The sequence below is a fragment of the Agromyces allii genome, assembly GCF_009749385.1.
In the GTDB taxonomy this organism is placed as follows: domain Bacteria; phylum Actinomycetota; class Actinomycetes; order Actinomycetales; family Microbacteriaceae; genus Agromyces; species Agromyces allii.
Genome location: NZ_WBIN01000013.1, coordinates 1 through 19,964 on the forward strand (window position 1 = coordinate 1; position 19,964 = coordinate 19,964).

At 72.2% G+C, this 19,964-nt stretch carries 20 protein-coding genes; 8 read left to right on the forward strand and 12 right to left on the reverse strand.

Annotated features, from left to right (window positions below):
- Positions 1 to 1,093: TM2 domain-containing protein (locus tag GQR16_RS16115; RefSeq protein WP_425482625.1), on the forward strand; the 1,093-nt coding region annotated here is incomplete at its 5' end.
- Complete coding sequence (locus GQR16_RS16120) at positions 1,093 to 1,464, forward strand: PH domain-containing protein (protein WP_157416189.1); 372 nt, start codon at positions 1,093 to 1,095, stop codon at positions 1,462 to 1,464. The genes GQR16_RS16115 and GQR16_RS16120, both read left to right, overlap by 1 nt.
- A gap of 132 nt (positions 1,465 to 1,596) precedes the next feature.
- Here the strand turns inward: GQR16_RS16120 and GQR16_RS16125 are convergent, their stop codons facing one another.
- From GQR16_RS16125 to GQR16_RS16135, 3 genes are all read right to left on the reverse strand, one after another.
- Positions 1,597 to 2,028 (reverse strand): DUF1761 domain-containing protein, encoded by a 432-nt coding sequence (locus GQR16_RS16125; protein WP_157416190.1) that lies wholly within the window; start codon positions 2,026 to 2,028, stop codon positions 1,597 to 1,599.
- A 153-nt stretch (positions 2,029 to 2,181) separates the two neighbouring features.
- Positions 2,182 to 3,144 (reverse strand): alpha/beta hydrolase family protein, encoded by a 963-nt coding sequence (locus GQR16_RS16130; RefSeq protein ID WP_157416191.1) that lies wholly within the window; start codon positions 3,142 to 3,144, stop codon positions 2,182 to 2,184.
- Positions 3,145 to 3,266: 122 nt separating this feature from the next.
- Entirely contained in the window at positions 3,267 to 4,613 is a 1,347-nt protein-coding gene (locus GQR16_RS16135) for a hypothetical protein (RefSeq protein WP_157416192.1), read from the reverse strand.
- Between the two features lie 204 nt (positions 4,614 to 4,817).
- Between GQR16_RS16135 and GQR16_RS16140 the strand changes: the two genes are divergently transcribed.
- Both GQR16_RS16140 and GQR16_RS16145 read left to right on the forward strand, forming a co-directional pair.
- Entirely contained in the window at positions 4,818 to 5,195 is a 378-nt protein-coding gene (locus GQR16_RS16140; protein WP_157416193.1) for a hypothetical protein, read from the forward strand.
- A gap of 153 nt (positions 5,196 to 5,348) precedes the next feature.
- On the forward strand, positions 5,349 to 6,155 hold the full coding sequence (locus GQR16_RS16145; protein WP_157416194.1) for a nuclease-related domain-containing protein: 807 nt from the start codon (positions 5,349 to 5,351) through the stop codon (positions 6,153 to 6,155).
- 14 nt (positions 6,156 to 6,169) lie between these two features.
- Here GQR16_RS16145 and GQR16_RS16150 read toward each other — a convergent pair whose 3' ends face one another.
- The 5 genes from GQR16_RS16150 to pnuC form a co-directional block, all read right to left on the reverse strand.
- Complete coding sequence (locus GQR16_RS16150; RefSeq protein WP_157416195.1) at positions 6,170 to 7,495, reverse strand: RNA polymerase sigma factor; 1,326 nt, start codon at positions 7,493 to 7,495, stop codon at positions 6,170 to 6,172.
- Positions 7,492 to 7,881 (reverse strand): YciI family protein, encoded by a 390-nt coding sequence (locus GQR16_RS16155; RefSeq protein WP_157416196.1) that lies wholly within the window; start codon positions 7,879 to 7,881, stop codon positions 7,492 to 7,494. The genes GQR16_RS16150 and GQR16_RS16155 overlap by 4 nt, the downstream gene beginning before the upstream one ends.
- A 360-nt stretch (positions 7,882 to 8,241) precedes the next feature.
- Complete coding sequence (locus GQR16_RS16160) at positions 8,242 to 9,222, reverse strand: ADP-ribosylglycohydrolase family protein (RefSeq protein ID WP_157416197.1); 981 nt, start codon at positions 9,220 to 9,222, stop codon at positions 8,242 to 8,244.
- Entirely contained in the window at positions 9,219 to 10,430 is a 1,212-nt protein-coding gene (locus GQR16_RS16165; protein ID WP_157416198.1) for an AAA family ATPase, read from the reverse strand. The genes GQR16_RS16160 and GQR16_RS16165 overlap by 4 nt, the downstream gene beginning before the upstream one ends.
- The gene (pnuC, locus tag GQR16_RS16170) at positions 10,427 to 11,149 is read right to left on the reverse strand and encodes a nicotinamide riboside transporter PnuC (RefSeq protein ID WP_157416199.1); all 723 of its coding nucleotides are present in this window, start codon (positions 11,147 to 11,149) and stop codon (positions 10,427 to 10,429) included. Before pnuC ends, GQR16_RS16165 begins: the two co-directional genes overlap by 4 nt.
- A 110-nt stretch (positions 11,150 to 11,259) precedes the next feature.
- On the opposite strand from pnuC, the gene GQR16_RS16175 reads away from it, so the two are divergent.
- Positions 11,260 to 11,898 carry an NUDIX hydrolase gene (locus tag GQR16_RS16175; RefSeq protein ID WP_157416200.1) on the forward strand — a complete coding sequence of 213 codons (639 nt, stop codon included), beginning with the start codon at positions 11,260 to 11,262 and terminating at the stop codon, positions 11,896 to 11,898.
- A gap of 55 nt (positions 11,899 to 11,953) precedes the next feature.
- Here GQR16_RS16175 and GQR16_RS16180 read toward each other — a convergent pair whose 3' ends face one another.
- The 3 genes from GQR16_RS16180 to GQR16_RS16190 all read right to left on the reverse strand — a co-directional run bounded on the left by GQR16_RS16180 (position 11,954) and on the right by GQR16_RS16190 (position 14,716).
- Positions 11,954 to 12,433 (reverse strand): VOC family protein, encoded by a 480-nt coding sequence (locus tag GQR16_RS16180; RefSeq protein ID WP_157416201.1) that lies wholly within the window; start codon positions 12,431 to 12,433, stop codon positions 11,954 to 11,956.
- Between the two features lie 248 nt (positions 12,434 to 12,681).
- Entirely contained in the window at positions 12,682 to 13,848 is a 1,167-nt protein-coding gene (locus GQR16_RS16185) for an RtcB family protein (protein ID WP_157416202.1), read from the reverse strand.
- A gap of 403 nt (positions 13,849 to 14,251) precedes the next feature.
- Positions 14,252 to 14,716 carry a pyridoxamine 5'-phosphate oxidase family protein gene (locus GQR16_RS16190; RefSeq protein WP_157416203.1) on the reverse strand — a complete coding sequence of 155 codons (465 nt, stop codon included), beginning with the start codon at positions 14,714 to 14,716 and terminating at the stop codon, positions 14,252 to 14,254.
- Positions 14,717 to 14,818: 102 nt separating this feature from the next.
- Between GQR16_RS16190 and GQR16_RS16195 the strand changes: the two genes are divergently transcribed.
- The gene (locus tag GQR16_RS16195) at positions 14,819 to 15,763 is read left to right on the forward strand and encodes a DUF1254 domain-containing protein (RefSeq protein WP_157416204.1); all 945 of its coding nucleotides are present in this window, start codon (positions 14,819 to 14,821) and stop codon (positions 15,761 to 15,763) included.
- A 51-nt stretch (positions 15,764 to 15,814) separates the two neighbouring features.
- The gene (locus GQR16_RS16200; RefSeq protein ID WP_157416205.1) at positions 15,815 to 17,440 is read left to right on the forward strand and encodes a glycosyltransferase family 39 protein; all 1,626 of its coding nucleotides are present in this window, start codon (positions 15,815 to 15,817) and stop codon (positions 17,438 to 17,440) included.
- A 188-nt stretch (positions 17,441 to 17,628) separates the two neighbouring features.
- Here the strand turns inward: GQR16_RS16200 and GQR16_RS16205 are convergent, their stop codons facing one another.
- Entirely contained in the window at positions 17,629 to 18,804 is a 1,176-nt protein-coding gene (locus tag GQR16_RS16205) for a DUF2207 domain-containing protein (RefSeq protein ID WP_157416206.1), read from the reverse strand.
- Positions 18,805 to 18,965: 161 nt separating this feature from the next.
- Here GQR16_RS16205 and ppk2 point away from each other — a divergent pair, with 161 nt between their 5' ends.
- Positions 18,966 to 19,790: a polyphosphate kinase 2 gene (gene ppk2 / locus GQR16_RS16210; RefSeq protein ID WP_246200889.1), complete on the forward strand. Its 825-nt coding sequence runs from the start codon at positions 18,966 to 18,968 to the stop codon at positions 19,788 to 19,790.
- Positions 19,791 to 19,964 lie beyond the last annotated feature (174 nt).

A 19,964-nucleotide genomic window follows, 5' to 3' on the forward strand; every position in this document is an offset into this window, starting at 1 on the left:
GCCGCCGACGCCCCCGCAGCCGTACGGCGCCGCGCCGACCCCGCCGCCCGCCGCGCCCGCCGCAGCGCCCGCGCCCTACGGCAGCGCGCCGTACGGCGCCGCACCTCAGGCATACGCGCCGCCCGCGGCATCCGTGGGTCAGAAGTCGTTCATCGCCACGTGGCTGTTCGCCTGGCTCCTCGGATTCTGGGGCGTCGACCGCTTCTACCTCGGCAAGGTCGGCACGGGTATCGCGAAGCTCCTCACGCTCGGCGGACTCGGCGTGTGGGTGCTGGTCGACCTGATCCTCGTGCTCACCGGTGCCCAGCGCGACATCCGCGGCCAGCGCCTCGAGGGCTACGACCAGCACAAGAAGGTCGCCTGGATCGTCACCGGCGCGGTCATCGCCCTCGGCCTCGTGATCAACATCATCAGCGGCGCGACGGCGGGGGCACGCCTGGCATCGGATGCCGCAGACGCGCCGACTGCGGTCGTCGCAGAGGCGGATGCCGCAGCCGACGCCGAGACGGCTGAAGCCGAGGCGCCGGCCGAGCCCGTCGAGACGGCGCAGACGTGGGCCGATGAGGCATTCGGCACCTTCGCTCCCGTCACGCAGACGGGCGCGGGCGACACGCTGATCACGCTGCCCGCCACGGCCGGCATCGTCACCGCCACCCACGACGGATCGGCGAACTTCGCGATCAGCGTGCTCGACTCCGCCAACGGCTCGACCGGCGAGCTGCCCGTCAACACGATCGGCGCGTACTCGGGCACGACGGCCTACGGGTTCACCTCCTACTCGGATCCCGCCACCCTGCAGGTCACGGCCGACGGCAACTGGTCGATCACGATCTCGCCCGTCTCGTCGGCGCCGATGCTCGCCTCGTCGGGCACCGGCGACGCGGTGTTCCTCTACGACGGTGGGGCCGCGGGCCTGACCGCGACCCATTCCGGTTCGGCGAACTTCGTCATCATCGAGGAGACCGCCGACGCCTTCAGCATGGGCCTGCTCGTCAACGAGATCGGTGCCTACTCGGGCACCGTGCCGCTGAGCGCCGGCCCGTCGGCGATCTCGGTGCAAGCCGACGGCTCGTGGACGCTGGCGGTGGGCTGATGGAGACCGCACCCATCCTCGCCTGGACCCTGCAGACCGAGATCCCCGTGCCCGCCGACGTGCAGAGCCTGCTCGTCGAGGGCGAGCAGGCCGTCGCGTCGTTCAAGACGTTCCGCGATTCCGCGACGTTCACCACGAAGCGCCTCATCGTGCGCGACGCGCAGGGCCTCACCGGCAAGAAGGTCGAGATCACCTCGCTGCCCTACAGCTCGATCCACATGTGGTCGAGCGAGAACGCCGGCGGCGTGCTCGACCGCGACGCCGAGATCGAGCTCTGGACGAAGGCCGGGCACATCAAGGTGAAGCTCAAGCGGGGCGCCGACATCCGCCGCATCGACAGCCTGCTCGCGTGGGCGGTGCTGCAGCACTGACGCTTCTCGCGGCACGATCACGGCCGTCGCGCGCGCTCGCGCGGCGGCCGTTCGTGCCGCCGCACCGAAAGCGGCGGGCGCCGCGCCTCAGGCAGTGCTGAAGAGCGGATGCCGCGGCATCCGCTCTCAGGCTCAGACCGTGCCGGCCGGGGGCCAGACGCCGATGATGATGCCCATGATCACGAGGGTCACGAGCTCGTGCGCGATGTTGAGCACGGTGAGCGACGACGGGCGGCCCTCGAAGGCGTCGTGGGTGATGAACCGCGCAGCCGTGAAGCCCGCCCACAGGATCACCGCCGTGAACAGCGCCGCCGCGAGGTATCCGCCGCCGTAGAAGTGCCAGGCGATTGTAGAGGCGCCCGCGAGCACCCACGCCGTGACGAAGCTCACGAGCACCGTCACGATGATCGCGCCCACGGCGCTCGCGCCCGGGCGGTCCATGTCGACGTTCGCGAGCTTCGCCCACCGGGTGCCGAACACCTTCGGGGTGTACCAGATCGATCCGACGACCATGCTCGACGCCGTCGCCAGCAGCACCGCCCAGTAGTTGATCTCGGGAACCATGTCCGCCTCCTCGCCGCGGCCGGGGCCGCGCATCGCCGCACTCCAGCGTGCGGTCGCTGCGCGCGAGCGTACTCCCGCAGCGATGCGGCCGGTATGCAGCGCGCCGGATGCCGCGGGCCAGACGGATGTAGCGGGGCGGCGTCGCCGGGCTGGTCAGGCCCACGACACGTCGCGAGGCCGCGATCGGGCGCGGGCCTGCGCTGTCCGGAGTGCGGCGAGATCGCGTCGGGCCAGGTCGAGGGATTCGCTCGCGAGCGCGGCGACGCGCCTGGCCATCGCGAGCACCCGGTCTCCGTTGCGCTGGTCTGACGCCGTCAGCGTGCTAGCCACCGAGGTGCCGAGGCAGTGGCCGAGATCGATACGAGTCCGCTCGGCCTCGGCCAGGCGCGTCAGGGCCTCGTCGCCGATGCATCCCGGGTGGGTGGTGACCATGTCTCGGGCGACACCGAGGGTGCGGTCCGCGTCCTGGACCGCGTGCTGCAGGAGGTTCGCGGGCGACCTCGTGCGCGTTGCGCGCGCGTGGCGGTCGCCGGCCGCGGTCGTCGCGGCATCCAGCGCCGATCGCGCTGCGCGCGGTCGGTTCAGGTGAGCTTGCGCATCAGCACGGGTTTTGGCGCTGGCGTCGGCACCGGCGTCGACCGGCGGCAGGATGGCGAGCAGGTCGACCGGGTCACGAGCGGTCAAGATGCCAGCGCGCTCGCGCGCGACATCCGCTCGGATCTCCACGACGACCACCCCGGCCCGCCGCGCCCGCGCGACCCGGTCGGCGAGGGTCGAGGTCAGCGCGCCGAGCACGTGCTCGGCCCATTCGCACAGCCGCAGGATGAGCTCGTAGCGCGCCCGCACCTCGCCGGGCGTGCCGGGCATCGCATCGTGGTTGAGCCGGTTCAGCCGGAACGCGTCGATCAGGTGCCTACGCACCGCGGCGATCACCGCGGCCGCTGCGTCGGTCGACTCGGCACCCAGCTCGGCCTCGGCGAAGTCGAGCTCTTCGGATGCTGCGCGGACGCCCTCGTCGGCGGCGAGCAGGGCGGAAGCAGCCCGCTTCGCCAGCTCGGCGTCATGGGCTTGGAGTTCTTGCGCATCGTGCTTGCGCCTGACCAAGAACCCGGCCATGCGTCGATCCTAGGTTCGTCGCCGCGCGGGCGCCAAGGATCCTTCTGCCGCCACGGGGCCTGTGAGCTTCCGAACGGCGCGCCCCAGCATCCGCTCGCTCAGGCAGGTCACGTCAGGTCGGCTCAGTCGAACATGCCGTCGAGCACGCTGCCGATGACGAGACCGCCGAGGATGCCGCCCATGAGGTCGCTGCCGCCGCCGCGGCGACCGCCGCCGTACCCGCCGCCCCACTGGTCGGGGCCCTGCTGCGGACGCGAGGAGTTGATGTCGCGTTGCGCGAGCTGCAGGGCTTCGCCCGCGAGGTAGGCGGCGCGGCGCGCCATGGTCATGGCCTGCTCACGGTGGTCTTCATCGATGACGCTGAGGGTGGCCGCGGGCGCGCCGAGGAAGTGGTCGAGGTCGATGCGCACGCGCTCGGCCTCGGCGAGGCGGGTGCGGGCGTCGGCGCCGATCCATCCGCGGTGGCCTGCGATCACGTCGCGGGCGACGGCGAACTGGCGGTCGGCGTCGTCGATGGCGTGGTGCACGTGCTCGAGCGGCGGGATCGGGCGGGCCGCGCGCTCACGGGCGGCGGCGATGGCGGCATCCAGCCCCGAGTTCGCCTCGCGCAGGCGATCGAGGTGCGAGAACGGGTCGGCGTTGACGCCGGCGGCGGGCAGCGCCGCGAGGGCCGCCTGCAGGTTCGTGAGCGCGGTCGCGACACCGGGCGAGCGCGGCTCCTTGAGCGCGACGACGACGTCGCCGCGGGAGTCCTCGATGATCGCCGCGAGCGTGGACTCCGCCCGCAGCGCCTCGACCTCGAACGTCTCGACCGCGTCGAGCAGGGTCGCAGCCCGTCGTACGGACTCCGTCGAGGCCTCGAGGGCGAGGTTCGCCTGCTCGCGCTGCCCGGCCTCGCGGCGGCGCTCGGCCACGCCGGCACCGTGCTCGGCGAATCCGAGCAGCTGGTCGGCCTCGGCCGGGTTCGACTCGACCTGGGTCAGCGCCTCGGGCGCGTATCGCGCAGCGAGTCGGGCGATGGTGTCGCGGGCGTGGGGGATGCGCGTGCGGAGGCGCGCGGCATCCGCTCGCACACCGGCGATGATCTCGGGGGCCCGACGCGCCTTCGCGATGCGGTCTGCGAGCGCGGCCGTCTGCTCGTCGAGCAGGTCTTCGGCCCACTCGCTCAGCTGCACGATGCGCGCGTTGCGGGTGCGCAACTCTTCGGCGGTGTCGGGGATCTCGTCGAAGTTCAACTGGTTCAGCCGGAACGCCTCGCCCAGGTGCTGCTTCACCGATTCGAGCGCCGCACCCAACTGGGCCGTCGCGTCGTGCCCGAGCTCGGCCTCGGCGAAGAGCAGCTCGTCGGTCGTGACGCGCACGCGCTCATCGGCCGCGACCAACGCCGTGCCCGCCCGCTGCGCCAGCACCGCGTCTTGGGCTTGCAGTTCGAGCGCGTCACGTTTGCGTTTGCCCCAGAATCCGGCCATAGGTTCGATCCTAGGGGCGGCGATGTGAGCGCGCTGAAGGGCGGGACCCAGGGCGGGCGGCCGCGTGCGCAGCCTCGGTGCCACGCACCGTTCCCACCCCCGTTCTGGGGACGGAATTCGGCGGCCCGCCGACGTCGGACACGAAAGACTTGCGAGGGTCGCTCAGCGCAGGCGAGGACCGCGGGCGAGTCGACGAGGAAGAACATGAACCAGGCACCGAATCACCACCAGCCGTTCACGAGCCCGCACGTGTCGCAGGCTCCGCAGACCACGCCCACGTTCACCGTCGCGCCCACGGCTGTGCCGACGCCCGCGCCGTCCCCCGCGAACACTCGCGTCTCGTCGAACACCCGCATTCCGACGCCTCCGGCACTGATCGCACTGTTCGTGCTCTCGGCCATTCCGGGTCTCGTCGGCGCGACCTTCGCCGTCGTCGGGCTGGTCAACGATCGCGACGTGCTCCTTCTCTCGATCGGCGCGAACCTCGTGCTCACCACGCTCGGGTTGTACTTCCTCCTCGTGCTTCCGCTCGTGGCGATCATCCAGGCGATCCACCAGACGATCACGTTCCGTCGGAACTGATCTCGGCACGGCTGCATTCGCCACGCAGCGTTCGCGAGCCCCGGCTTCGCCTGACTCGGCACACTCCAACTGGGGATGCCGCAGCGCGTCGCGGATTCGTAGCGTCGAAGTCATCCGGTCGACGTCGTCCGGGCTACCCGAAGCCGAGGAACCGTGACCGAACCCTCCCCCGCCGCAGCGGTCTCGCTGTCGGATCGCCCGGCCGCGGCATCCGTCATCGCCGAATGCCTGCGCGAACAGGCGACCGCACCGCCGCGCTCACCCCTGGCTCGTGTGTTCGGGCGCACTCCGCTCTCGAGCGAGTCGCAGGCGTGGTACCTCGGCGCGATCGGCGAGCTCGAAGTCGCCCGACGGCTCGAGCGGCTGGGCACGTCGTGGCGCGTGCTGCATGCCGTGCCGGTCGGGCGCGGCTCGAGCGACATCGACCACGTGGTCATCGGTCCGTCGGGCGTCTTCACGCTCAACACGAAGCACCATGAGGGCAAGCAGGTCTGGGTCGGATCGAAGCGCCTGCTCGTGAACGGGCAGCGCACCGATCACCTGCGCAACGCCGAGTACGAGGCGAACCGGGCCGCGCAGCGGCTGTCCCGGGCGACCGGAATGCCGGTGGCGGTCGCGCCCGTGATCGTGGTCGTGGCGGCCCGGCGCATCACCATCCGCGAGCAGCCGGCGAAGGTGCTCGTCGTCACGGAGTCGCAGCTCGTCGGCCGGTTGGTGAAGCGCCCGGTCGCCTTCGCCGAGTCCGACCTCGATGCGATCACGGATGCCGCGAGCCGCCCCGCGACCTGGCACGACGCCCCCGACCTCGAACCCGTCGACCTCGCCGCATTCGAGGCGTTGCGCGGCGAGGTCGCGCAGGCTCGACGTCGCCGCCGGATGTGGGCCGCGGCGCTGCTGCTCGGGCTCATCGCCGCTTCGTTCGTCCCGTTGGCGGTGCTGCTCGGCAGTCTCGGCAACTGAGCAGCCCGCGGCGCTCAGGCTTGCGTCCGCAACACGGAGGCGCGACGGGCGAACAAGTACTCGCGCACGGCGTCGTCATCGGCGAGCGCGGCGGCCCGCTCGAACGCGTCGGATGCCTCGGCCGCGCGCCCGGCGCGGGCGAGCAGGTCGGCGCGGGTCGCCCACCACGGCTGGAAGCGCTCGGTCTCGGGCGACGCGGCGGGCAGGGCAGCGAGGCCGGCGTCCGCACCGTCGAGGCGGCCGAGTACTGCGGCGAGCGCGACCTTCGCGCCGAGGCTCGGGGCGACGGCGTCGAGCGCGAGGTAGAGAGTGCGGAGCGCCGCCCAGTCCGTGACACCCGTGCGGCGGCGGCCGCAGTGCACGGCCTGGATCGCGGCCTCGAGCTGGAATCGGCCCGGCGGTCGCCCCGGTGCGGAGGCTCGGCGCAGGTACTCCTCGCCCTCGGCGATCAGCGCGGCATCCCACGCCGTCGGGTCCTGCTCGTCGAGCGGCACGTACTCCCGGGGCTCGGCTGCCGTGCCGTGGCGCGCGAGCGACAGCGTCACGAGCGATGCGAGCGCCCAGGCTTCGGTCTCGTTCTCGAGGAGCGAAGCGAGCGTCACCGCGAGGTACCGCGCCTCGCCGGCCATCGAGTCGGGCGAATCGGGCGAATCGACCGGGCCGCCGGGCGCCGCACGCCGCGCGATGGCGAGACATCCGTAGACCGCCTCGAGCACGGCGGGCAGGCGCTCGGGCATCGCTCGGCGATCGGGCACCTCGAAGGCGATGCGCGCGTCACGGATGCGGCGCTTCGCCCGCACGAGCCGCTGCGCCATGGTCGCCGGCGGCACCGCGAAGGCCGTCGCGATCTGCGCGGCCTCGAAGCCGAGCACGACCTGCAGCATGAGAGGCGTGCGCACGGCGGGGTCGATCGCCGGGTGCGCGCACACGAACAGCAGCTCGAGCCGCTTGTCGCCGATCGCGAACGGGTCGAGATCGGCCAGCGGGTCGACGGATGCCGCAGCCGGCGCATCAGCGAGCCCGTCGCCGTCGTCGGCGCCCGGCATCGCGCGCGGCGTCTCGAGCGGCGTCGTGAAGCGGCGCTCCCCCGACTTCCACGCGTCGCGCTGACGGTTGCGGGCCACGGTCAACAGCCACCCCTCCGGATTGTCGGGCACGCCGCCGCGCGGCCAGGCCCTGAGCGCCTGCTCGAACGCGCCCGCGAGCGCATCCTCTGCGAGCGCGAGATCCCCGGTCGACGACGCGAGCAACGCGATCAACCGGCCGTACGACGCACGAGCGGCCAGCTCGACGGATGCCGAAGCGGATGCCGCGGCCGCGCGTGCGTCGTCAGGGCTCACGCGTTGGCGTTCCACACGCCGTCGACCGTGTGGACGGCGCCCGGGCGCACCTCGACGCCGCCCGCGCCGTAGTCCATCGAGGGTGCCTGCTTGGCCCACTCGATCGCGGTATCGAGATCGGGCACGTCGATCACGAACGTGCCGCCGAGCTGGTCCTTGGTGTCGGCGAACGGGCCGTCCTGCACCCGCACCGGCGCGCCGCCGCCCTCGCTGCGCAACGTCGTCGTGTTCGACGACGGTTGCAGCACCTCGGCCGCGATCAGCACGCCCGCGGAATGCAGCGTCGCCGCGTAGCTCGTGAAGGCCTCCTGGCCCTGCTCGAGCGCCTCGGGGCCGAGCTCGTCAGCGCTCATCTCGGGATAGTGCAACAGCAGCGTGTACCGCATCTGTTCCTCCTTCGGCCCGATCCAGCGACAGGGTACTCGCGCACCGCTCGCGCCGCCCGGGCTCGTTCTCGTACTCCTCGATCGGAGTGGGTCGGATGTCGGCCCTCACCCTGATGACGACCGAACCCGGGGTCGATCGACAGCTCGATCGCGTCCGTTCCTGCTCTCACGGGCCTTTGCGTGATCCGCGCGGGATCGAACGGGTGCCGGTCGCGGCGAACGCACGTGGTGTGATGCGCGTCATGGCCTGTGCCAGTTGCGCCTCAACGATGAGGCGGAACTGGCATAGCCGCTTCGCAGCGGACTCAACCGCGCCCGAAGACACGCCCGCGGTCGAGACGCCCGCCTTCGGGCGCGCAGTCAGCGCTGCTGATCGGGGCTCCCCCGGCGCACGGCGAGCAGGGCGAGCTGCTCGAGGTCGTCGGCGCGGAGGCCCGGCCAGCCGTGCAGCTCGCGGCGCCAGGGCGCGGGCACGGCCGAGGCGCCGTGGGCCGCGCCGGCGAGGGAGCCCGCGATGGCCGCGACCGTGTCGGTGTCGTTGCCGCAGCGCACGGCGCGCTCGAGCGTCAGCTGGAGGCCCTCGCCTGCGAGCCGCGCATGGTGGATCGCCGACCAGGCGGCCTGAAGGGCGGCGACGACCCATCCGTTCGATCCGGGGATGTCGCGTGGAGCCGTGCGCTCGGCGACGTCGACGAAGGCGTGCCAGCGGTCGCGGCGCTCCGCGGGCAGGGCGCCGATCGGCGCGCGGAGGTCGAGCTCGCCCGTGCGGATCGCGTGGCGGATCGCGAGCGACCAGATGACGCAGCCGTCACCGGCATCCACCTCGTGATGGGTCAGCTCGCTGATGCGGCGGGCCGTGTCGGCGAGCGCGAGCTCCTGGCCGTCGGCGAGGAAGGCGAGCGCGACCGGCCCCGTTCGCATGAGCGAGCCGTTGCCGGCCGAGCGTCCGGTGCGCTCGTGGACGGCGAGGGCGGCGGCGCGGGCCGCGTGTTCGGACACCGAGTCGGAGAGCAGCGCCAGCACCTGGCGGGTCTGGATTCCGACGTCCTTCGCGTCGACCGCCCAGCCCTGCCACTCGGCGACGATCCGGCCGCGCGTCGCGGCATCCGTCAGCGCCTCGCCGCGGGCGACGGCCTGCAGGATCGGCACGGCCATGCTCGTGTCGTCGGTCCACTCGCCGAGGTTCCACGGGCCGCCGGCGGTGAAGCGCACGGGCACGTCGTCTGGCAGCGAGGGCTTGAACTCGTAGGGGGCACCGAGGGCGTCGCCAGCGGCCGAGCCGAGGATGGCGCCGACGGCGCGGTCGGTGAAGGAGGCGGACGGGTTCGGGGTGGGGGTCATTGCAGGGCTCCTTGGTCTCGAGACGCTTCGCTCCTCGACCGGCGGGTTGGGCTTCGCTCCTCGACCGGCGCGGCGGCGCCAACGGCGGCGGCGGCGGCGGCGAGCACCGTGCGGTCGGCCCACGGCGCCTGGCCGAAGGCGGTGTTGCGGCGCCAGAGCTCGTCGATCAGGCGCGTCGCGTAGCGCAGGCGCTCGTCGTGCGGTCCGCGCAGCAGCACCCACGAGTGGCCACGGCGCGTGAGCTCCTCGACGAACCACGAGGTCATCGCGGCGCGCACGTGCTCGCCGTCGCGCCAGCCGTCCTGCTCGAAGGGCACGCCGACGTGGTCGGTCACGAGGTACACGTCGCGGCTCGGCAGGTCATCGGCGCCGGCCCGGTGCGTCTCGGGCGACGTCGACCCGAGGTAGCGCCGCTCCCAGAGCTCGGTCGCCAGGGCATCGGTGTCGGCGATCACGAGTGGCGAGGCGAGCGCGGCCTCGTTCTCGAGGGCGGTCTGACGGGCGGCGATCTCGGCGAAGTGCTCGGGCAGCCAGACGAGGTCGTCCATCGGCACGTCGTGCCCGGCGGCCGCGACGGCGCAGGCGTGCAGGTCGTACGTGAACTGGCGCCCGAACTCCTCGACCTGCGGCATCCGCTCGAAACCCTGCGCCCGATAGTGCCCGACGAGCGCGCGCGACAGCGTGGTCGAGCCGGTCGACTCGGCGCCCACGACGATGACGCGCGTCGCCAGATCGAGCCGAGCGGATGCCGCGACCTGCCCCCACTGCCCGGCGAGATCGCCTCGGATCATCGTGCCGCTCACCGTCACCGCCTCGCGCGACGTGTCGAAGACCCGGTGACGGGCACCGAGCCGCGCGGCGAACTCGTCGCCGTAGTGCTCCGAGCTGAACACCGCGGTCACGGGCGGCGCGCCGGCCGCGGCGAGCGCGGCGACGGTCGACGCGACGTGCGCCTCCCATGCGATGGCGGTGTCGTACTCGACGGGCGCATCCGAGCGGATGCCGAGCACGGCGACGTTGCCGAGCCCCGCCGTCTCGGCGGCGACCCAGCGCTGCCGGTCGGCGAGCGACATCGTCTCGAACGTGCTGCCCATGACGAGCACCGTGATGCGATCCGCGTGCTGCGCGGCGTACCGGATGAGCGCCAGGTGCCCCGCGTGCAGCGGATAGAACTTGCCGATGATGAGGCCGTGCGGCTCGCGGGTCATGCGCGGGCCCCCGTTTCGGCGTGGGGAACGCTGGTCTCGAGACGCTCTGCTCCTCGATCGGTGGGGTCGGCCTCATCGAGACCGGCGCGGTACTCGCGCGTCCACCGCGCGAGCCCGTAGACGCAGAGCGCGAGGAACCCCGTGTAGAGGAGCGCCGTGAGCCAGAGCCCCTTGACCAGGTACAGCGGGATCGACACGAGGTCGACGGCGATCCAGACGTACCACTGCTCGAGCAGCTTCTTCGCCTGTCCCCACGTCGCGAACAGCGAGAACGCGAGGATGAACGCGTCGGGCCACGGCACCTGCGAGTTCGTCTCGGCGGCGAGCAGGTAGCCGACGCCGATGGTCGCGACCAGGGCGATGAGGCTGCCGACGACGAGCTCTCGCCGCGTTGCGCGCCTGATCGGCAGTGCGGATGCCGCGGCATCCGTCACCCCGTCGGCGACCCGGCGGCGCCGCGACCACTGCACCCACCCGTAGACGCCGAGCACGCCGAACGCGACCTGCAGCGCGGCATCGGCATAGAGCCCGACGCCGGCGAACAGCAGCAGGAACGCGAGGTTGTTCGCGAGGCCGAGCGGCCAGTTCAGGATGCTGCCGCGAGCGACGGCCCACACGCAGAGGGCGCCCGTGAGGAACCCGACGGCCTCGACGACCGACACCGGCTGACCGGCGATCGAGAAGAGCTGCGATTGCAGCAGTGCGGTGAGGGCATCCATGGCCGTCTCCTTCGGCTCGACGTGCTTCGATTCTGCATTCTCGAGAATTAGCGCAAATCTGCGCGAATCTCCCTTGTTGACAGTTTGCGCAGATCTGCTTGAATTGTCAAGTGGCGAAGCGCGACTCGCAGGGCAAGGCCCTCTCGGACTACCCGCGGCCCTCGGTCGCGGTCGACACGGCCGTGCTCACGGTACCCGCGGGCGGGCCGCTCAGCGTCGTCGCCGTCACGGGCGACGGCGACCTGCGGCTGCCCGGAACGTTCCTGCACGAGGGCGAGACCCTCGCCGACGCGGTCGGTCGCTCGCTCGTCGAGAAGGCCGGCATCACCGGCATCCACCCCGTGCAGCTGCACGTGTTCGACGCGCCCGATCGCGACGACCGCGGCTGGGTGCTCTCGGTCGCCCATCTCGCACCGGTGCGGATGTCGCAGCTCGCCGACCGCGCCCGCACCGAGCTCGTGCCGGTCGCCGAGCTGCCGCCGATGCCGTTCGACCACGCCGAGATCGTCGCCCTCGCCGTCGCGGAGCTGCGCGCGCGGCACGCCGAGCACCCCGACCCGTTCGGCCTGCTGCCCGAGCCGACCTTCACGATCCGCGAGCTGCACGAGCTGCACGAGGCCGTCGCGGGGCACGCGCTGCCGCGCGACACGTTCCGACGGCTCATGGAACCGCAGCTCGTGCCGACCGGATCGCTCGCCCGGGGCACAGTGGGCAAGCCCGCTCGCGAGTTCATCCGCGGCGGCGCGTGAGTACCTGCGAGCGTCGCCGCCGAGCGGTCAGCGCCACACGGTCAGCGCCGACCGGTCAGCGCCGAGCGGCAGCGATGGCCTCGAAGACGGGCATCTCGAGTTTCGTCATCTGCAGCATCGCGGCGAAGAGCTCCTGCGTCAACGCGGCATCGGAGGTCGCCATGAGCTCGGTGAATCCCCGCGGGATCAGCTGCCACGAGAGTCCGTAACGGTCGGTGAGCCAGCCGCACTGACTCGGTTCGCCGCCGTCGGCGAGGAGGGCGCTCCAGAGGCGGTCGACCTCGGCCTGGTCGTCGACCTCGAGCTTGATCGAGACGACGGGCGTGAGCGCGACCTCAGGACCACCAGAGATCAGCTGGAACCTCGCGCCAGCGACCGTGAAGTCGACGGCGAGCGGCTCGCCCGCCCGCTCGGAGTCGGCCGGCCAGCGGCCGACGTTCAGCACGGCGGAGTCGGGCACGAGGGAGGTGTAGAACTCGGCCATCTCGTCGAGCGGCCCCTCGACGAGCAGGCAGGTCATGACGGTCGTGGGCATGAGGGCTCCTTCGCTTGCGGTGCCTCGACCGTACTGCCGACCGATGACGCCCGAAAGGCGCTGCTCGACACCACTGGTGGCGCGCGGCGGCAATGCCAGTTCCGCCTCACTGATGAGGCGGAACTGGCATTGCGGAATCGTGCAGGTCGCGCGAGCGAGAGCGCTGCCGCGACCCGCACGTTCCCCCGAGCGCGCGAGCCGCGGCATCCGCCCCTGGACTGCCCTGACCGCAAGGCACCGCCGAAGCGCTAGTCGCCCTTCACGTTCACGATCTGGCGCAGCGTGTGCCGCACCGCGATCAGGGACGCGGCGTCGGCCATGACCCGGTCGATCGGCTTGTAGGCCTGCGGGATCTCGTCGAGGAACGCGTCGGTGTCCCTGAACTCGATGCCGACCATGGCCGCACGCAGCTGCTCGTGCGTGAAGGTCTTCCGCGCGGCAGTACGCGAGTACTCCCGCCCGGCGCCGTGCGGCGACGAGTTCAGCGACATCGGGTTGCCGAGGCCCTCGACGACGTACGACGCGGTGCCCATCGACCCGGGCACGAGGCCGAGCCGACCGACATCCGCCCGGATGGCGCCCTTGCGCGACACCCAGACGCGCTTGCCGAAGTGCTCCTCGCTCTCGGTGAAGTTGTGGTGGCAGTTGATGCGCGCCCGCTCCTCGACGGGCGCACCCACCCACTCCGACACCTGCCGGATCACGCGGTCCATCATCTCCTCGCGGTTCAGCAGGGCGAAGTGCTGCGCCCACCGCAGCTCGGCGATGTACCGCGTGAACTCCTTCGTGCCCTCGACGAGGTAGGCGAGGTCGGGGTCGGGCAGGTCGATCCACCACTGCTTCGCGAGCCGCCTGGCGACTCCGATGTGATGCTGGGCGATCTTGTTGCCCACGCCCCGGCTGCCCGAGTGCAGGAACAGCCACACCCGGTCGGCCTCGTCGAGCGACACCTCGATGAAGTGGTTGCCGCTGCCAAGCGTGCCGAGCTGCTCGCGCCAGTTGCCCGCGTAGCTCGCCGGGTCGAACCCCTTCGCCTCGGCGAGGGCCTCGAGCTCGGCGATCCGCGGCGCGGCGGTCGCGACGACCTTGCGGTTGTACCGCCCGGCCGAGAGCGGGACGGCGCGCTCGATCTGCTCCCGCACCTCCCGCCGGTAGGCGGGCAGGTCGGCTGCCGTGAACTGGGTCTGCACGGCGATCATGCCGCAGCCGATGTCGACGCCGACGGCCGCGGGAATGATCGCCCCGAGCGTCGGGATGACCGACCCGACGGTCGCGCCGAGGCCCAGGTGGGCGTCGGGCATGAGCGCGAGGTGCGGGTAGATGAACGGCATGGTCGACGACGTGCGGGCCTGCTCGACGGTCTTCTCGTCGATCAGGCTCGCCCACGAGACGAGCCGGTCGGAGTACTTCTCCATGGTCCTTTCCTTGTCTGTTGCGTTCTTGCGTCGATCCGAGGGCCCGAGGGCTCTCGTCGCGCGCGCAGACAAGAAGACACCCCGGGCCTCGAGCGGCACGGGGTGACGGAGAACGGCGGGTGCCGCGGCGTCAGGGTGCCGGCTCGAGAGCCTGGTCGAGTTCGCGATTCAGATCGCGCATGGTGCGCGGGTCGTACGCGGGCTCGACGAAGGCGGGCTCGCTCAGGCGCTGCAGCTGCGTGCTCATGGCCGACCTTCCTTCCAGGCTCCGGGGATGCCGCGCGGACTGCGCAGCCTTCAGACACTAGTGGGGTGGATGCCGCGGGGTCAACGGATTTCTCACGGACGGCGCCGCGTCGGGCCGACGCCGAGCCGCGGCATCCGCTCACCCCGCGGTATCCGGTCAGTAGACCTCGACGCGGTCCTCGCGCTCGTCGAGCACCCAGAGGTGCGACGCGACCGCGCGGTACAGCCGATGCGGGGCCGCACCGGTGACACTTCCCTCGGCCCACGGTCGCAGGCCGGATGCCTCGCAGCCGGCGTTGTAGACCGCGAGCGCGTCGTCGACCGCATCCTCGGGAACCGGCGCGGCGAGCGCCTCGGCGAAGACCGCCGTCGCCTCGCCGACGGGCGTGGTCGAGTCGAACACGGTGATCGCGACCTGGGCGCGCGCGGCGATGTTCTCGGAGTGCCGGCGCGCCGGGCGCGACACCCAGACGAACTCGCGCAGGTCGCGCACGGCGAACCAGACGGGCGTCGCCCACGGACGACCCGCGGCGTCGGCGGTCGCGAGGGTCAGGTAGGCGTTCGCGTCGAGGATCCGGCGGGCGGTGGTCGCCGCGGGCGACGACGTTGCATCGGTGGCCATGACTCATGGCTATCAGACGCGGTCGCGAGCGCCTCGGGCCCGACCGGCGCGGCGGCAATAGGCTGATCCTCGCTACCGTTCACGATCCGGGGGGAACCACCGATGGCAGAGCACGTCGACGTCGACAACTTCGCACACGCCGAGACGAGCCGCATGTTCGCAGCGCTCGCCGCGAGCGCCGGAGGCGTCGGCCGCTGGAAGCACTACCGCGAACCGACGCCGCTCGACCAGCAGCCCGTGATCCGGCAGAACCGCGACACGCTCTACAGCACGTACCTGCTCGACGCATCGGCCGGCGCGACGCTCACGATCCCCGATGCGGGAGACCGCTACCTGTCGGTCATGGTCGTCAACCAGGGCCACTTCATTCCGATCGTGCTGCACGAGGCGGGCGAGCACCGCCTGCACGCCGACGACCTCGGCTCGCGGTACGTCCTGCTCGCGGCGCGCGTGCTCGTCGATCCCGTCGACGAGGCGGATGTCGCCGCAGCCAACGCCGTGCAGGACGGATTCGCCGTCGAGACGGGCGCTTCCGAGCCGTTCGTGCTGCCCGACTACGACACCGCGAGCTTCGACGAGACGCGCACCGCGCTGCTCACGCTCGCACGCGGCATCGGCGGCTTCGCGCACGCCTTCGGCGCGGCCGACGAGGTCGAGCCCGTGCGCCATCTCCTCGGCACGGCCGCGGGCTGGGGCGGGCTGCCCGAGTCCGAGGCGTTCTACGCGAACGTCGAGCCCGGCCTGCCCGTCGGCGCCTACTCGCTCACGGTGGGCGACGTGCCGACCGACGCGTTCTGGTCGGTGTCGCTCTACAACGCCGACGGCTACTTCGAGGAGGTCGACGGCGGCCTGGTCAGCGTCAACAGCGTCACCGCCGACCGCAACGACGACGGCACCGTCACGATCAACTTCGGCGGACCCGACGACGGCCGCCCGAACCGACTCGGCCTCGCCGAGGGCTGGAACTACCTCGTGCGCTACTACCGCCCCCGGCCCGAGGTCGTCGACGGCAGCTGGACGTTCCCGGCGGTCGCGCCGATCGTGTAGGCCGCCTCGCCGGGATCGCGGGCGTGCGACCGCGCCGCTAGGGTGAGCCGCATGTCGGATGCCGCGGGCGGGCACGCACCGACGCGACCGTCGGGCGAGGCGCCGGTGCGCGGCATCCGACCTGCCCTGCCCGATGCTCCGGCCCGCATCGCGCGGCTCGCGCCCCTCGCGCGCGGACCCGTCTTCGGCGCCATGGCCGCGCTCGCGGTGCTGCTGGCGACGACGAGCCAGTGGTACGGGTTCCACCGCGACGAGCTGTACTTCCGCATGCTCGACCCGGCGTGGGGGTACGTCGACCAGCCGCCGTTCACGCCGTGGCTGGCACGCACGATCACGTCGGTCGTCGACGAACCGTGGGCGCTGCGGATCCCGGCGATCCTCGCGGCGGCCGCGGCGGTGCTCGTGCTCGCCCTCGTCGCGCGCGAGGCCGGCGGCGGCAGGCGGGCGCAGGCGGTCGCGGCGTGGGCGGCGGCATCCGCCTCGTTCCCGATGGTGTTCGGGCATGTGCTGCTCACCGCCTCGTTCGACCTGCTCGTGTGGCCGCTCGTCGCGCTGTTCGCGATGCGGGCGCTGCTGCGCGAGGGTCGCGATGGCGCGGGCGGCGGCACTGCGGGGCGCTGGTGGCTCGCCGTCGGGCTCGTCACCGGACTCGCGACGTACAACAAGCTGCTCGTGCTGCTGCTCGTCGCGGGCATCGCTCTCGGGCTGCTCGTGGTCGGGCCGTGGCGCGTGCTGCGCTCGGGGTGGCTCTGGGCGGGCGTCGGCATCGCCGTCGTGATCGCCCTGCCGAACCTCGTGTTCCAGGTCGCGAACGACCTGCCGCAGCTGCGCATGGGAGCTGCACTGGCCGAGGACACCGACGGTGCGGGGCGGCTGCTGACCCTGCCGTTCCTGCTGCTGCTCGCGGGCCCGCCGCTCGTGCCGATCTGGATCGCCGGGCTCGTCGGGCTGTTCCGCCGACCGGCGTGGCGTCCGATCCGAGTGTTCGCCGTGGCGTTCGCAGTCGTGGTGCTCGCGACGATCGTGGGCGGCGCGCAGCCGTACTATCCGCTGGGCATGATCGAGGTGCTGCTCGCCCTCGGTGCCGTGCCGACGGCCGAGTGGATGCGCACGCGCGGCCGCAGCGCGCTCGTCTGGGCGGGCATCGCCCTGAACGCCGTGGTCTCGGCGCTCATCGCCCTGCCGCTGCTGCCGCTCGCGCTCGTGGGGGCGAGCCCCTTCGCCGCGATGAACCAGACCGTCGGCGACACGATCGGCTGGCCGACGTACGTCGCGCAGGTCGCGGCGGTCGTCGACGACGTGCGCGACGGCGACGCAGCCGGGAGCGCAGGCGCCGCTGCGAACGCCGATGCGCCCGTCGTCATCACGTCGAACTACGGCGAGGCCGGCGCGCTCGCGCGATACGGCGCCGACCACGGGCTCGACCCCGACGCCGTGTACAGCGGGCACAACGCGCTCTGGTTCCAGGCGAGGCCCTCGGATGCCGCGACCGAGGTCGTCTTCGTCGGCGAACTGTACCGCCGCGTCACCGGTGACTTCGCGTCGTGCACGACCGAGGCGCACCTCGACAACGGACTCGACGTCGACAACGAGGAGCAGGGCGTGCCGATCACGCACTGCACCGGCCGCATCACCGGATGGGACGAGCTCTGGCCGAGGCTCGCACACCTCAGCTGACGCGAGCCGCGGCATCCGCACGGTCGTATGCCAGTTGCGCCTCATCGTTGAGGCGGAACTGGCAGAGCGTCTGCGAAAGCATCTCCACGACCAGGTCGAGCCGCAGCGGACCGCACGTCTGCGGCCCGAGCGGCCGAGGGACGCGAATCAGTGCGACCGAGGTTCGCGAACCGCGCGGCCGGCACGGCTCAGTTGCCGCCACCCCCGTCGCCGCCGCCGAAGCCGCCGCCGTCGAACCCGCCGCCACCGCCGTCGAAGCCCCCGTAGCCGCCGCCTCCGTCGAACCCGCCCCCGTCGGCTCCCCCGCCGCCGAACATGCCGGGTTCCCCGCCCGCGAGGTAGCCGCCGCCGAATCCCTTCGTGTCCTGCATGAGCGGCAGGCCGAAGCGCGAGTCCTCGCCACGTGCGAGGAATCCGCCGCCGATGCGGATCGGCTGCGACAGCTCGGCGACCACGATCGCGAGGCAGGCCGCGAACCGGTCGACCGAGAACGGCCTCGCCGTGCGATACCACTCGAGCTGGCGCCCACTGGCTTCGACCGTCCGGCCGAACGCGGTGATGACGGAGGTCTCGTCGAACAGCACCGCCCACGGCAGGAGCTCCTCGGCCGGCGTCCTCGCCTCGCCGAGATCGGCGCGCCAGGCGTTCGAGCGCTCCCGCAGCGCGAGCCCGGCGGCGTTCAGCGGAATGAACCTGGGCAGCGCGGCGCGCACCGCGAGCGCGAGCACCGCGATGCCGATCGCGCTCCAGGCGAGCGACCGGGACGGGTCGTCGGGCAGGGCGAGCGCGAGCAGGCCGAAGACCACCGCGGCGATGCCTGCGATGCTCGTCGTGCGGAACCGCAGACTCGGGCGCGGCTCGCGATAGGTCGCCGCCGCCGCGTCGAAGCGTGCCCGCGTCACCGAGCGGAGCAGTCCGTTGCGCGGCAGCACGTGATCGACGTCGACCACCGCACCCGGGTGCAACCGGGTCGTGCCGCCGACGCGGCTCTCGTCGAACACGGCGAGCAGCAGGCCGTCGGCGATGTCGGAGTCGCCCGCCGAGACCCCCGCGACCCGTGGATCGCCGGCGATGAGCCCGAGACGGATGCTGCGGGCGCCGTCGGCGTCGGTCTCGCGCTCGTCGCGGATCACGAGCATGCCGTCGGTGGCGAGCTGCACGACGGCCGCCGCGAACCACCGCTGCGCCGCCTCGCCTGAGACGAACGCGACGGCGCCGAGTCCGGCAGAGAGCGGATCGGTCGTCGCGAACACGTCGCCGTCGGGCCGGCGCAGCCACGCCACCGCGAGCGACCCCACGGCGATCGCGGCGGCCAGTGCGCACGTGATCGCCAGCAGCGGCAGCGCGATGGAGGCGAATCCCATGGCGGCAGGGTACTCCCGCGGCGGGCCGCGGCGACACCGGGAGAAGACGGAGTGCGCGCGGCCGGTTCCGAGACGGTGCTTGCGCACGTCCGCGATCGACCGGGCCGCAGTTCGGCGCGCCGCGGCATCCGCCCCTCTAGGCTCAGCGCAGGAGGTTCACGATGACCAAGCGGATGCCGAAGAAGCTGTACGAACGCGAGCTGAAGGACCTGCAGGCGAAGCTCGTCGACATGCAGGCATGGGTGCAGGAGTCAGGCGCCCGCATCGTCGTGATCTTCGAGGGGCGGGATGCCGCGGGCAAGGGCTCCACGATCAAGCGCGTCTCCGAGTACCTCAACCCGCGCGTCACGCGCATCGTCGCACTGCCGACGCCGAGCGTGCGCGACAAGACGCGCTGGTACTTCCAGCGCTACGTGCCGCACCTGCCTGCCGCGGGCGAGATCGTGCTCATGGACCGGTCCTGGTACAACCGGGCGGGCGTCGAGCGCGTCATGGGCTACTGCACCAACGAGGAGTACCACCGGTTCCTGCATCAGGCGCCGATCTTCGAGCGCATGCTCGTCGAAGACGGCATCATCCTGCTGAAGTACTGGTTCAGCGTCTCCGACGTCGTGCAGGAGGAGCGGTTCCGCTCGCGCCTCGAAGACCCCATGCGGCGCTGGAAGCTCAGCCCCAACGACGTGGTCTCGATCACGAAGTGGGAGGACTACTCCCGCGCGAAGGACGCGATGTTCGCGAACACGGACATCTCGGAGGCCCCCTGGTACGAGATCGAGAGCGACGACAAGCGGCGCTCGCGCGTCAACATGATCGCCCACCTGCTCTCGAAGATCCCGTACCAGCCGGTCGAGCGCGAGGAGATCGTGATCCCGCCGCGGCCGCCGGCCGGGGGCTACGAGCGCCCGCCCCGCGAGTGGGCCAACCTCGTGCCCGACCACGCGGCCGAGGTCATCGAGCGGGCGGCGGCGGCTTCGGCCGACGACTGACGCGCTGCGCCGGGCCGCACCGCACCGCGCCGAGCAGCACCGCACCGCACCGCATGCAGTGGGCGCCGGCGGCAGGGTTCGCACGTCGTATGCCAGTTCCGCCTCAACGTTGAGGCGGAACTGGCATTTGCGGGTCGGAGCAATCGGCCGCGTCCCGCACGATGCCGCCGTTGC

Excerpts from the sequence above, each read along its gene's own strand:
- GQR16_RS16140 (WP_157416193.1), top strand. The coding sequence starts at position 4,818 with ATGAACCAGGCACCGAATCACCACCAGCCGTTCACGAGCCCGCACGTG.
- GQR16_RS16165 (WP_157416198.1), bottom strand. The coding sequence starts at position 10,430 with ATGACCCGCGAGCCGCACGGCCTCATCATCGGCAAGTTCTATCCGCTG.
- GQR16_RS16195 (WP_157416204.1), top strand. The coding sequence starts at position 14,819 with ATGGCAGAGCACGTCGACGTCGACAACTTCGCACACGCCGAGACGAGC.
- pnuC (WP_157416199.1), bottom strand. The coding sequence starts at position 11,149 with ATGGATGCCCTCACCGCACTGCTGCAATCGCAGCTCTTCTCGATCGCC.
- GQR16_RS16130 (WP_157416191.1), bottom strand. The coding sequence starts at position 3,144 with ATGGCCGGGTTCTTGGTCAGGCGCAAGCACGATGCGCAAGAACTCCAA.
- GQR16_RS16125 (WP_157416190.1), bottom strand. The coding sequence starts at position 2,028 with ATGGTTCCCGAGATCAACTACTGGGCGGTGCTGCTGGCGACGGCGTCG.
- GQR16_RS16185 (WP_157416202.1), bottom strand. The coding sequence starts at position 13,848 with ATGGAGAAGTACTCCGACCGGCTCGTCTCGTGGGCGAGCCTGATCGAC.
- GQR16_RS16205 (WP_157416206.1), bottom strand. The coding sequence starts at position 18,804 with ATGGGATTCGCCTCCATCGCGCTGCCGCTGCTGGCGATCACGTGCGCA.
- GQR16_RS16180 (WP_157416201.1), bottom strand. The coding sequence starts at position 12,433 with ATGCCCACGACCGTCATGACCTGCCTGCTCGTCGAGGGGCCGCTCGAC.
- GQR16_RS16200 (WP_157416205.1), top strand. The coding sequence starts at position 15,815 with ATGTCGGATGCCGCGGGCGGGCACGCACCGACGCGACCGTCGGGCGAG.
- GQR16_RS16155 (WP_157416196.1), bottom strand. The coding sequence starts at position 7,881 with ATGCGGTACACGCTGCTGTTGCACTATCCCGAGATGAGCGCTGACGAG.
- GQR16_RS16135 (WP_157416192.1), bottom strand. The coding sequence starts at position 4,613 with ATGGCCGGATTCTGGGGCAAACGCAAACGTGACGCGCTCGAACTGCAA.
- GQR16_RS16160 (WP_157416197.1), bottom strand. The coding sequence starts at position 9,222 with ATGACCCCCACCCCGAACCCGTCCGCCTCCTTCACCGACCGCGCCGTC.
- ppk2 (WP_246200889.1), top strand. The coding sequence starts at position 18,966 with ATGACCAAGCGGATGCCGAAGAAGCTGTACGAACGCGAGCTGAAGGAC.
- GQR16_RS16120 (WP_157416189.1), top strand. The coding sequence starts at position 1,093 with ATGGAGACCGCACCCATCCTCGCCTGGACCCTGCAGACCGAGATCCCC.
- GQR16_RS16190 (WP_157416203.1), bottom strand. The coding sequence starts at position 14,716 with ATGGCCACCGATGCAACGTCGTCGCCCGCGGCGACCACCGCCCGCCGG.